This window comes from Streptococcus parasanguinis, assembly GCF_015556095.1.
In the GTDB taxonomy this organism is placed as follows: Bacteria; Bacillota; Bacilli; order Lactobacillales; family Streptococcaceae; genus Streptococcus; species Streptococcus parasanguinis_Q.
In genome coordinates, this window is record NZ_JADNLT010000003.1 from 15,779 (window position 1) to 28,727 (window position 12,949).

Annotated in this window: 9 protein-coding genes and 3 tRNA genes; 8 read left to right on the forward strand and 4 right to left on the reverse strand. The window is 35.5% G+C overall.

Going from position 1 to position 12,949, the window contains the following annotated elements; all coding sequences use genetic code 11:
• Window positions 1-248: 248 nt before the first annotated feature.
• Both I2E70_RS04295 and I2E70_RS04300 read right to left on the reverse strand, forming a co-directional pair.
• A complete protein-coding gene (locus I2E70_RS04295; protein ID WP_049495811.1) occupies window positions 249-1,010 on the reverse strand; it encodes a ParB/RepB/Spo0J family partition protein in 762 nt (253 codons plus the stop codon).
• A gap of 71 nt (window positions 1,011-1,081) precedes the next feature.
• Window positions 1,082-2,263 (reverse strand): S1C family serine protease, encoded by a 1,182-nt coding sequence (locus I2E70_RS04300; RefSeq protein ID WP_155125168.1) that lies wholly within the window; start codon window positions 2,261-2,263, stop codon window positions 1,082-1,084.
• Between the two features lie 204 nt (window positions 2,264-2,467).
• Here I2E70_RS04300 and rlmH point away from each other — a divergent pair, with 204 nt between their 5' ends.
• The 6 genes from rlmH (at window position 2,468) to I2E70_RS04330 (ending at window position 5,712) form a co-directional block, all read left to right on the forward strand.
• Window positions 2,468-2,947 carry a 23S rRNA (pseudouridine(1915)-N(3))-methyltransferase RlmH gene (gene rlmH, locus I2E70_RS04305; RefSeq protein ID WP_003009233.1) on the forward strand — a complete coding sequence of 160 codons (480 nt, stop codon included), beginning with the start codon at window positions 2,468-2,470 and terminating at the stop codon, window positions 2,945-2,947.
• 42 nt (window positions 2,948-2,989) lie between these two features.
• Window positions 2,990-3,063 (forward strand) — tRNA-Arg (locus tag I2E70_RS04310).
• A gap of 349 nt (window positions 3,064-3,412) precedes the next feature.
• Window positions 3,413-4,753, forward strand: a complete 1,341-nt coding sequence (locus tag I2E70_RS04315; protein WP_070660492.1) for a sensor histidine kinase — start codon at window positions 3,413-3,415, stop codon at window positions 4,751-4,753.
• Window positions 4,750-5,508 (forward strand): response regulator transcription factor, encoded by a 759-nt coding sequence (locus I2E70_RS04320; protein ID WP_195423600.1) that lies wholly within the window; start codon window positions 4,750-4,752, stop codon window positions 5,506-5,508. Before I2E70_RS04315 ends, I2E70_RS04320 begins: the two co-directional genes overlap by 4 nt.
• A 50-nt stretch (window positions 5,509-5,558) precedes the next feature.
• Window positions 5,559-5,630, forward strand: a tRNA-Glu gene (locus tag I2E70_RS04325).
• 8 nt (window positions 5,631-5,638) lie between these two features.
• A tRNA-Asn gene (locus I2E70_RS04330) sits at window positions 5,639-5,712 on the forward strand.
• Window positions 5,713-5,810: 98 nt separating this feature from the next.
• Here I2E70_RS04330 and I2E70_RS04335 read toward each other — a convergent pair.
• Window positions 5,811-8,378, reverse strand: coding sequence for a YfhO family protein (locus I2E70_RS04335; protein WP_195423602.1), 2,568 nt, complete (start codon window positions 8,376-8,378; stop codon window positions 5,811-5,813).
• A 49-nt stretch (window positions 8,379-8,427) separates the two neighbouring features.
• Window positions 8,428-10,053, reverse strand: a complete 1,626-nt coding sequence (locus tag I2E70_RS04340) for an ATP-binding cassette domain-containing protein (RefSeq protein ID WP_049486042.1) — start codon at window positions 10,051-10,053, stop codon at window positions 8,428-8,430.
• A gap of 205 nt (window positions 10,054-10,258) precedes the next feature.
• Here I2E70_RS04340 and trpS point away from each other — a divergent pair, with 205 nt between their 5' ends.
• Window positions 10,259-11,287, forward strand: a complete 1,029-nt coding sequence (gene trpS / locus I2E70_RS04345) for a tryptophan--tRNA ligase (RefSeq protein ID WP_049486041.1) — start codon at window positions 10,259-10,261, stop codon at window positions 11,285-11,287.
• Between the two features lie 142 nt (window positions 11,288-11,429).
• Window positions 11,430-12,911, forward strand: coding sequence for an IMP dehydrogenase (gene guaB / locus I2E70_RS04350; RefSeq protein WP_003009220.1), 1,482 nt, complete (start codon window positions 11,430-11,432; stop codon window positions 12,909-12,911).
• The last annotated feature ends 38 nt before the right edge of the window (window positions 12,912-12,949 follow it).

Genomic DNA, 12,949 nt, shown 5'->3' on the forward strand with positions numbered 1-12,949 from the left:
TCTTGAATTGTATCAAATCATACGTACTCCTATTCTACCACAAACAAAAATAGTTTTCCACAGGCTAAATTTCATGAAATTAAATTATAGTTTTAAACTTTTCCACAAGTTGTGGATTTAAATTCACATTGTTTTTAAAAGTTATCCACAAAATGGGGATAACTAGAGAATATCCTTATTTTTCTGCTATTTACAAAAGATTTTTATGGTGGAAAAGCTTGTCAATATAAAAAATAAAAATAACAGCCTTATTTAAGGCTGTTGATAATTCGTTGGTATTCATCAAGACTGGAAAAAGAAATTTGGATAGTTCCTTTATTTTGAGAAGAGGAGTGTATCGTCACATCTGTTCCTAATATTTTTTTCAATCGTTGTTCCTCTTCTAGTAGGAAGCTTTCTTTTGCTTTTTTATTTTTCTGTTTTCTTTTTGAACTGATCTTACTTTCTAATGTTCGAACATTTAAATGATCCTGTTTGATTCGCTCCAACCAAAAGCGCTGCTCTTCCTCATCAAGAGGAACAAGAACACGCGCGTGAGCCGAAGAAATATCATTTTGAATGACTGCTTCTTGAACAGAGGGAGCTAGATGTAACAAGCGAAGCATATTGCTGATATAGGGTCTAGATTTCCCCATAAATTGAGCGATTTGGTCGTGCTTATAGCCATGATCAACGAGCTTCTGGTAGGAGATAGCTTCTTCAATTGGATTGAGATCTTCTCGTTGAAGATTTTCAATAATGGCTTGTCGCATCATTTCTTGATCCGTTAACTCTTTAATAATCGCAGGAACAAGCTCTAATCCAGCAATTTTTGAAGCTCTAAAACGTCTTTCACCTGCAAGCAATTCAAAACCAATTATTGGAGATTTTCTGACAATAATGGGTTGAATTAAGCCATTTTCTTTGATTGACTGAGCCAGTTCTTCTAATTTTTCTTGATCAAATACTTTTCTTGGTTGGAAAGGATTGGTTCGAATGTCCTTTACCGCTATTTTTTCTAATTTTTCCATCTTATGAATAGAATAACACACCTTTACAAATTCGTAAAGGTGTGTTTACAAGTATGTCAAGAAAGTGAAAGTTAATCGCTCAGATCCTCAGTTGATTTTGTCAACTTGATAGAAGTTGTTTGTTGTTTTCCGTCACGATAGAATGTTACCTTGATCGTATCGTTGATTTGGTGAGAATAGAGGGCGGATTGTAAATCTGCCGTTGACTCGATATCTGTATCATCGATCTTTGTGATCACATCATAGCGTTGCAATTTATCTGAAGCAGGCATATTTTCAAGTGTTGAACGAACCAGTACTCCTCCAGAGATTTTTTCAGGAAGTTTTAATTGGCTTAAATCAGATGTTGAAAGGTTGGATAAATCCATCATTTGGATTCCAAGAGCTGGTCGAACTACTTTTCCTTTTTCTTCTAGCTGTTTGATAATATTGACAACATCATTTGCAGGAATAGCAAATCCCATTCCTTCTACTGAAGTTTGTCCATTATTTGAAATTTTACTTGAGGTAATCCCAATGACTTGTCCTTGAATATTGATTAATGGCCCTCCAGAGTTCCCTGGGTTGATGGCTGCGTCTGTTTGTAAGGCGCGTGTAGAGATATTTTGTCCATTATCAGCTTTCAAATTCACATTGCGACCTTGGCTAGAAATGATCCCTTGAGTAACAGAATTCGCATAATCAGTTCCAAGAGGGCTACCGATTGCAATTGCAGTCTCACCGACTGTTAATTGGTTTGAATCTCCGAATTCAGCTACTGCCTTTGCTTTATCCGCACTAATACGAACGACTGCAATATCAGAATAGACATCTGATCCAACTACTTCTCCGGGGACTTTATTCCCATCTGCTAAAAGAATATCTACTTTTTTAGCACCATTGATTACATGGGTGTTGGTAACAAGGTAGGCATATTTTCCTTCTTTTTTATAAATGACCCCAGAACCTTCACTAGAAATTTGTGAGTCAGAGTTTTCTTCTTTTTCAAATAACCCTTGATTCGAAGAATCAGAATAAGTAATCACAGAAACTACAGCATTTTTCACCTTGTCTACGGCCTCACTAGTTGAGGTTGTATTTTTATAAGCTGTTTTAACAGTGGTTGAGTGGACTTGCTTACTTTCAGTATTTGAAGTAGAAGAATGAGATGTTTGTAAGGTTAAAAAGGTTCCAAGAATACCACCTAGAAAACCTACAACAAAAATGAGGGCTATGTTTCCAAGTTTTTTTAGTAAATTAGATGAAGATTTCATATTTTCCTCCTAAGGATATCAAATTGTCTAGAGTATAGAAAAACTTTCTTAATTATATCTTAAATAACTAAAGTTATCCACAAATTGTGGATAAGTTGTAGAATTTAGTTGAGAAATGGCTTTTAAAAGGACTTTATAGAATAGATTTCCTTTCTATAGCTGTGGATTATTTGTGGAATTGAAGAATTATGCTACAATAGGGGAATGAAAATTAAATTGATAACCGTTGGAAAATTAAAAGAAAAATACTTAAAAGATGGGATCGCGGAGTATATTAAAAGGCTTGGTCGATTTGCAAAAGTAGAACAGGTTGAGTTAGTTGATGAAAAAACTCCAGATCGTGCCAGTCAACTCGAAAATCAACAAATCCTTGAAAAAGAGGGGGAACGAATTCTCTCTAAGATTTCAGATAAGGAATATGTGATTGTATTAGCCATCGAAGGAAAACAATTTCCTTCAGAGAAATTTAGTCAAACGATTGACCAGATTATGACATCTGGTTATTCAAACCTTACTTTTGTTATTGGAGGCAGTCTTGGTCTGTCTCCTGAAGTGAAAAAAAGAGGAAATCTATTAATGAGCTTTGGTCAATTAACTCTTCCTCATCAGTTGATGAAATTAGTGTTGGTGGAACAAATCTATCGTGCTTTCATGATTCAACAGGGGAGTCCTTACCATAAATAACCTTGACGCTCCTTCCTTTTTCTGCTAAAATGAAGTAAGTTCGGTCTCATAGCTCAGCTGGATAGAGCATTCGCCTTCTAAGCGAACGGTCGCAGGTTCGAATCCTGCTGGGATCAAATGAAAGATGCAGCTTTTGCTGCATCTTTTCTTTTATGTTAAAATGTATAAATTTTCGTTATCTATTAATTTTTGTATACTTTGCTATAGATTAATAGTAATGAAATGATTTATTAGGAATATTTTAAAAAAGAACTAACAATCCCTATATAGTGCAAAGTGTAGATTATATAAATTGTGTAAAATAGTTTTCATTCATGTAACAAAAACATTAAAAAGATTACAATTTTACCGATTCCCTTTAATTTTAGGCTATTTTATATTATAATTTTTTGTATATAATATTTTATTTTTTTATAATAATACTAAAGTATAATAAAATAGAAAAAACAAAGTGGGAGAATTTGTGTGATTCAGTCATTAATCTTGTCTTTTCTCTTGGGAGGGATCATTGTTCTGACGTTTGCATTAGTGGACGAAAAAATCTATCAGGAACATCAATTTGCGTTTATCTTTCTGCTGAGCACCTTTGTTCTTCTTTTTGAAAGTCTCTTAGTATTTTTAGATGTGACTTTATTTTCAAATATTCGACTCTCTGATTTAAATATGCTCTTATGGCCGGTTTATTTATATCCTTATTATCATTATGCCAATCGGACGAATCGCTTGTGTGCCATTTTTTATTCTTTTTTTACTTATTTAGCGGTTGAAGGAACAGCAACTTTTCTGACGATAATTGTCTCTTCAGTGTTGGGAGATGCTTTAGTAGCAGCTTACTCGATTGTCTACAATATGTGTATTCGTTTGGTCTCTTTAGGAATCATTTTGAAGTTAATTGACTTATTTGAATTTGATTTCACTCCTTTTTATGAGAAAGAATTTGAAAAATATTTAAAGAGACTCATCTGCGTCTATTTTGCTATATTTGTAGTGATTAATTTTGCTTTATGGATTAGTGAACAAGCGCAATTTAAAAATTTTGGGAGTATGTTGGCAACGATTTGTTTTTTCTCTTTTGTAGTCAGCTTATTCCATATGAAAATCGAGCGAGATCAGTATCGTAAAAATTTAGAACTGGAGTATAAAGAATTTTCTGAGCAACAAATGAGTCGGTATATGGCTGAAATTCAAAGTCTCTATTCTATTGTTAGGGGATTTCGTCATGATTTGGGAAATTTAGTTATTTCTATGTCATTAGCTATTGAGGAAGAAAATATTCCAGAAATACAGAGAATCCATAGAGAAGTATTGGAAAAAGGTTATAAAGAGATCAATACAGAAGCATTATCAGGATTCAACTTGGTCAATATCAAAGATTCTGCTTTACGAAGTATTTTGATTCGAGGCTGGTTGGATGCAAGAGATGCTGGGGTGGAAATGACCTTTGAAACGAGTGAACCAATCGAGCAACTACCAGTTGATTTATTAGATATCGTGAGAATCGTTGGGATTCTAGTGACAAACGCTTTGGAAGCTTCAAAAGAAGCAGAAGAAAAGAAAGTTCATATTGCTATTTTCTCTATTTCAAAAATTGTTTACTTAGTGATTCATAATACAACAAATGAAATCACTTTTGATATTAGAAAAATATATGAAGAAGGTTATTCGACAAAAGGAGAAAATAGAGGACTAGGATTAAATAATGTGAGAAAAATCTTAGCAAATTATGGAACGATGTTTTTAGAAACGGAATTGCAAGGAAATCGTTTTTTACAAGTTTTGAAGATTGGAGGATACGAACAAGAATGAAGGTTTTTTTATTAGAAGATGAGCTCTCTCAACAGATACGGGTAGAAAAACACATTGCAGAAATTGCTAAGGAATTAGACATTAAACTTGAAGTGATTTCTACCGGTAAAATTTCGGAATTTGAAAATTATATCCAACATTCGGATATCCATCAATTATATTTTCTAGATATTCATATCCAAGACAATGAGTATTGTGGGCTGGAAATTGCTCAAAAAATACGAGAAGCAAATCCTTATGCCATTATTGTTTTTATTACTACAAAATCAGAATTCGCTTCGATTACCTATCGTTATAAAGTATCTGCCTTAGATTTTATTGATAAAAATTTGAATGAAGATTTATTTAGATTAAAAATAAAGGAGTGTATTGAGTACCTAACAACTATTCAAATTGGAAATGATGATTTGACAGATTATTTTGAGTATGACTTTAAGGATAAAAAGATAAAAATTCCATTTAAGGATATTCTTTATATTGAAACTGTTGGTTCGGCTTATAAATTAAACTTAGTTGGGAAAAATTTTCAAAAAGAAATTGCGGGAAGTTTATCAGATGTCTTGGAGAAAGATGTGGAGGAGAGATATTTCAGTCCCCATCAATCTTTTATCGTGAATAGAAGTATGATCATTGGAATGGATAAGAAAAAGAAACAGCTGCTGTTGAAAGAAGGGTATTCTTGTCCAATCTCAAGAAGTAATATCAAACGTGCCAAAAAATTAATTGAAGAGCAAAATTTAGAATTTAGTGCTTGACAATTAGTTAAATTTTGATATAATGGGATATGTTCTGTTAATGAATATATGGTCCGTTGGTCAAGGGGTTAAGACACCGCCTTTTCACGGCGGTAACACGGGTTCGAATCCCGTACGGACTATATCTCATTCCGCCATAGCTCAGTTGGTAGTAGCGCATGACTGTTAATCATGATGTCGTAGGTTCGAGTCCTACTGGCGGAGCTAGTATAGCACCCATTTGGGTGTTTTTTTGTTTTGAAAAAGGCTAGGATAATTACTATCCTAGCCTTTTATTTATAAGTGAACGATGGTTAGATTCCTTAGCTTTTTCGTCTTTTTATTTGTCTCCATTCGTAGAGGAAAAAGAGAATGATTCCAACGAAAAAGGCAATGAGTCCTTCAATGAAGCCTTGGGGAACAAATGTTAAGGTGACTGTTCCGGATCCTTTTGAAACACGAACTCCCATCAATCCTTTCTGGATGCGATGAATTTGGATAGGCTTTCCATTTTGTTTAGCTGACCAGCCTTTATCATAAGGGAGTGTAAAAATAAGGGTAGTGTCTCTATTTGCGTTATAGGCTGCTACCAATTTGTTTTTCTTTTTGTGAATAGCAACTTCTTGCTGACGAATGCTAGCGATAGCTTGTGTGTATTGGTCAAGATCCAGAGCAAAAAATTCTGGTGTATCAAAGGAGACTGTCGAATTTTCGGGAAAACTCATACGAATAGTAACTGTTTCCTCTGTGTCAAAATGGCCAATCGAAAAGAATGGAAAGGCATTATCAATGGTATAGCGTTGGGTCTGTCCATTGTAGCTGATTTCAATATCTTTTCGATCATCGTTTGAAAATTGTAAATTTGGAACATTGACATATAGTTGGCTATGGGCAGGAACCGTTACTTCATATTGAATACTTGCGTAGGAAAGATGACTATCTTCTTCAATTTTTGCAGTTTGCAACGAAGATGTAGTATTTTGTGAAGTAGGCGAGAGAATATTTAATTTCTTATAAAATTTATATTTTTCATCCGTGATTTGATGGATGAATCGTGTCTGATTATCCAGTGTCAAATTCGTAAAGGAAGTATTTTTATAAGGTTTTGCTGACAGAAAGGCGATTGGTAAGGCATATTCGTTTTCTGAAAGTGAGACTCCATTTTTTGTTGCAATCTCTTTAAATCCAAATTTTTGAACAGGTTGTTGGCTTAAATTATAGCGAACACCAAATAGACTATCCATTAAAATAGAATTGTTTTGGTATCGAAGATTGAGGTTGGTTCCTTCAGATTTAAATCCTAGTTTGTCCAATGTCGAGCTAGCATCCGTATTTCGTACAGATGAAAATTGAGAAATTCCATTATAACCATACTTCATGCTATCATTGCCCGTTTGTGGCTGTAAAATCTCAGTCCGATAATTAGAGTCTGTCTTCTCTTTTACTAAGGATTGGATGGCTTTTAAGTCTCGTTCGTAGGATGACCGAGAAGCAAATACCCATTCATTCGCAATTCCTTCCATTTGATAATAACTATTCACCGATAATTCAAAGATGGAGAAAAACAGGATCGAAAGATAGAAAAGTCTAGGCGGTATCTTTTTTAGGATAAATCCTAAACAGACCAAATAGAAGGCAATTAAAAATTCAAAAGTAACAATAAAATTGACAGCATCTAAAAATTTATAGTGACTGCTGTAAAGGACAGTTGCTCCAAATCCTAGAATAAGGAGGAAATTAGCAAGACTAAAACGAATCCAAGTGATCTCCTCTATTCGATTTAGTACTTCTCCTGCCATCAGAATAATCGTCAAAGAAAAGATCCAAGAGTATCGATGAAGAAACATATTCGGCGCGTGCATACCTTGCCAAAGGAGATCTAATAATTGAAAACGAAAACTCAAAATAAGAATGGTCAAGAGTATAAAGTAAGAAAGTTTCACGTGAAACTTGATCGACTTTACAAAGAAAAAGGTGATCGCTAATAGAAGTGGAAATAATCCCACGTAGATCATTGGAATTGATCCATATTTAGTAGTGTCAAAACTTCCAATGAAATTTTTTGCAAATACGTCAAGATACCAACTTTTTTCTGTAAAGATACTGTCAACCTTTGAAAAACTTTCTCCATGAGTGCGTAAATCTAAGAAGGTTGGATATAACATCACAAGGCTTGTTATAACTGATAAAAGAGATACAATCACAAAATGAAAGAAGCGTTTTCCAATTCCTTTGATGTCCCATGACAGTTGTGTCAAGTACCATAAAATAAGAAAAATAGACATCATAAACCCAAAATAATAATTTTGGATAAACAAGCTGGTTAAGCTGATAAAGTAGAGAATCTCTCCCTCATTGTAAATGAGTTTTTTGAATCCATAAAGAATTAATGGTGCTAGGATAAAAACATCAAGCCAAGTTTTGATTTCAATTTGGCTGATAGCAAAGCTCATAAGAGCAAATGAGGTTGAAAGGGTAAGAACCAGGGATCTAGGAATTTTAGAAAACATTCCATGTAAACTAATATAAGTGCTTAACCCAATAGCTCCAAATTTAAGAAGAGTGATGAGGTAAACAGCATTCGGCATGGATTGTGCATTAAAGAAGAAGACAAGAGGAGAAAAGAAACTTCCTAGATAATAGCTACTGAGTGCATAGAAATTAATGCCTAGTCCACTTTGAAAACTGTAAAATAGGCTATCTGTCCCGTGTAAAATATTTCGAAGTGTGGTATCAAAAATGACATACTGATGATAACCATCTCCTAATAAGGGGGATGTATCACTGTTCCAGTAGATTCCTTGCGAGAGGTAAATAAAGAACATCATGATAGCTGGAATCAGGAAAGAAGATACTATAAAAAGGGATGTTTTTAGCTTTGTTTTATTCATATATTTCTACTGAAAGAGCCTGAAATCATTATTTCAGGGCTCTTTATTTTTATGATTGACTCCAAAGTTCTTTCACTTTTGCTTGAACTTCTTCATTTTCAAGAAACTCATCATAGGTTTCATCAATACGATCGATTACGCCGTTTTTTGAAAGAACGATAATATGGTTGGCGAGTGTTTGAATGAATTCGTGGTCATGGCTGGCAAAGATAATCGATTCTTTAAAATTCTTCAATCCATCATTCAAACTTGAAATAGACTCCAAATCCAAGTGATTGGTTGGATCATCCAGTACAAGAACATTTGACTTGAGGAGCATCAATTTAGACAACATGACACGAACTTTTTCTCCCCCTGACAAGACGTTGACAGACTTGTTAACTTCGTCACCCGAAAAGAGCATACGTCCTAAGAAACCACGAAGGAAAGTATTGTCATCTTCTTCTTTACTTGCAAATTGACGAAGCCAATCAAGAATACTTTCACCACCTGCAAAATCACGACTGTTGTCTTTTGGTAGATAAGACCGACTAGTTGTAACTCCCCACTTGACAGTTCCTTCATATTCAATATCATCCATCAATGCACGGATTAAAGCGGTTGTTTGAATATCGTTCTGTCCGATAAGCGCGGTTTTGTCACCAGGACGTAAGATAAAGCTGATATTGTCAAGGATGGTTTCTCCATCAATCTTGACAGAAAGATTTTCAACTGTCAAGAGATCGTTACCAATTTCTCGTTCTGCCTTAAAGTTGATAAATGGGTACTTCCGACTAGATGGAACAATTTCTTCAAGTTCAATCTTGTCAAGCATTTTTTTACGCGAAGTTGCTTGTTTTGATTTTGAAGCGTTGGCTGAGAAACGTGCGACAAACTCTTGTAATTGTTTAATTTTTTCTTCAGCTTTTGCGTTTCTATCTGCTTGTAATTTTGCTGCAAGTTCAGAAGATTCTTTCCAGAAATCATAGTTTCCGACGTAAAGTTTAATTTTTCCAAAGTCGAGATCCGCCATATGGGTGCAGACTTTGTTCAAAAAGTGGCGGTCATGGGATACAACGATAACCGTATTTTCAAAATCAATCAGAAAATCTTCTAACCAGGTAATGGATTGAATATCCAATCCATTGGTCGGCTCGTCCAAAAGAAGGACATCTGGTTTACCAAAAAGGGCTTTAGCTAAGAGAACTTTTACTTTATCCCCATTGGCTAACTCGCTCATAGTTTGATAATGAAGGTCTTCTGAAATATTTAGATTTTGAAGCAATTGAGATGCTTCACTTTCTGCTTCCCATCCACCAAGTTCGGCAAATTCACCTTCCAGTTCAGCTGCACGGACGCCGTCTTCATCAGAAAAATCTTCTTTCATGTAGATAGCATCTTTTTCTTTCATAATGTTGTAGAGCTTTTCATTTCCCATAATGACAACATCGATGACCCGCTCGTCTTCGTAGTCAAAGTGATTTTGACGCAAAACAGACAAACGTTCATCAGGGCCAAGAGAAATATGACCAGTTGTTGGTTCAATATCTCCAGCTAAAATTTTTAAAAAGGTTGACTTTCCAGCACCGTTGGCACCGATGAGACCGTATGTATTTCCTTCTGTAAAGTTGATATTGACATCGTCAAACAATTTTCGATCACTAAAACGTAGTGAGACGTCTGATACTGTAAGCAATGATTTTCTCCTCTTTCTATAATGTCTTCATTTTACTAGAAAATAGGGGAAAATTCAACTTTTTTACTGTCAATTTGTTTTTACAATGATGTAAACGAAATTGACAGTTTAGTAAAGTGTTAATTCCTTACAAACATAGAGGATAGACTAACATTTTCAACTAGAAAGTGCTATAATGATAGGGATAACGATTAAGGAGAAGAGTATGACAAAACCCATCATTCTGACAGGAGATAGACCGACAGGAAAACTCCATATCGGCCACTATGTTGGTTCTTTAAAAAATCGCGTCTTGTTGCAAAATAAAGACGAGTATAATATGTTTGTTTTCCTAGCAGACCAGCAAGCTTTGACAGACCATGCAAAAGATCCAAAAACGATTGTAGAATCTATTGGTAATGTTGCTTTGGATTATCTGGCAGCTGGACTAGATCCTGAAAAAGTTACGATTTTCATTCAAAGTCAGATTCCTGAATTAGCGGAATTGACCATGTATTACATGAATCTAGTATCTTTGGCGCGACTTGAAAGAAACCCAACTGTAAAAACCGAGATTTCTCAAAAAGGTTTTGGTGAGAGTATTCCAACAGGATTTTTGGTATACCCTATTTCACAAGCAGCCGATATCACAGCTTTTAAAGCAAATTTTGTTCCAGTAGGAAATGATCAAAAGCCAATGATTGAGCAAACTCGTGAGATTGTTCGTTCCTTTAATCATGCTTACAACACAGATACTTTGGTGGAACCGGAAGGGATTTATCCTGAAAACGAAGCAGCAGGGCGCTTACCTGGTTTAGACGGAAATGCTAAAATGTCTAAATCGTTGAATAATGGCATTTACCTAGCTGATGATGCAGATACTTTAAAGAAAAAAGTGATGAGTATGTATACCGATCCTGATCATATTAAAGTAGAGGATCCAGGAAAAATCGAAGGCAATATGGTATTTCATTACCTGGATGTATTTGGCCGTCCAGAAGATGTAGCTGAAATTGCAGAAATGAAAGAACATTATCAACGTGGTGGACTTGGTGATGTAAAGACCAAACGATATCTTTTAGAAATTTTAGATCGTGAATTAAGACCAATTCGTGAAAGACGACTTGAGTTTGCAAAGGATATGGGTGAGGTCTACTCTATTCTTGAAAAAGGAAGTGAGCGCGCTCGAAATGTAGCAGCTCAAACACTGGATGAAGTAAAATCTGCGATGGGAATTACCTATTTTAAAAAATAAAACGACTTCATTAAAAGCGAACATTTCTTACTGTTCATTGATAATTTACCAATAAATGATTGACAAATTGCCATAGAATGGTATGATATTAACAATAAAAATTCGAGCCTTGCTCAAATAAAAAGAAAAGAGGATCCAGCTAATGTCTAATTGGGACACAAAGTTTTTAAAAAAAGGGTTTACATTCGATGACGTGCTTTTGATTCCAGCAGAAAGTCACGTATTGCCTAATGATGCAGATTTAAGTACACAATTAGCAAGTAATTTACGCTTGAATATCCCAATCATTACTGCTGCCATGGACACAGTGACTGAAAGTCAAATGGCAATTGCTATGGCACGTGCTGGTGGACTTGGTGTGATCCATAAAAACATGTCAATTGAGCAACAGGCAGATGAAGTACGCAAAGTAAAACGCTCTGAAAATGGAGTTATCATTGATCCGTTCTATTTGACTCCGTCTCATACAATTGCAGAAGCAGATGAGTTGATGGGACGATACCGAATCAGTGGTGTTCCTGTTGTTGAAACACTTGAAAATCGTAAATTAGTTGGTATCCTTACAAACCGGGATTTGCGTTTTATTTCTGATTACAATCAACCCATTTCAAATCATATGACGAGTGAAAATTTGGTGACCGCACCAGTTGGAACTGATTTGGAAACAGCTGAACGCATTCTACAAGAGCACCGTATTGAAAAATTACCATTGGTAGATGAAAATGGTCGTCTTTCTGGCTTGATTACAATCAAAGATATTGAAAAAGTTATTGAGTTTCCAAATGCGGCTAAGGATGAATTTGGTCGTTTGCTTGTGGCTGGTGCCGTAGGGGTTACTTCAGATACTTTTGAACGTGCAGAAGCTCTTTTTGAAGCTGGTGCAGACGCAATTGTCATTGATACTGCTCATGGACATTCTGCGGGTGTTCTTCGTAAGATTGCAGAAATTCGTGCTCACTTCCCAGATCGTACCTTGATTGCAGGAAATATTGCAACTGCTGAAGGTGCTCGTGCATTATTTGATGCAGGGGTAGACGTAGTTAAGGTCGGAATTGGTCCAGGATCAATCTGTACAACTCGTGTTGTTGCAGGGGTTGGTGTTCCTCAAGTGACTGCTATTTATGACGCAGCCGCTGTAGCTCGTGAATATGGAAAAACGATCATTGCTGATGGTGGTATCAAGTATTCAGGAGATATTGTCAAAGCACTCGCAGCTGGTGGAAATGCAGTAATGCTTGGTTCAATGCTTGCAGGTACAGATGAAGCACCAGGTGAAACAGAAATCTTCCAAGGTCGTAAGTTTAAAACATACCGTGGTATGGGATCTATTGCAGCAATGAAGAAAGGTTCTAGCGACCGTTACTTCCAAGGATCTGTCAATGAAGCCAATAAATTGGTTCCTGAAGGAATTGAGGGACGTGTTGCTTATAAAGGTTCTGTAGCAGATATGGTATTCCAAATGATCGGTGGTATTCGTTCAGGTATGGGGTATGTTGGTGCAGCAACCATTCAAGATTTACATGATCATGCACAATTTGTTGAAATGAGTGGTGCAGGATTGAAAGAAAGCCATCCTCATGATGTGCAAATTACAAACGAGGCTCCTAACTACTCGGCACAATAAATTTACACATTTGTAAACAAAAATAACAGCATCTTGAC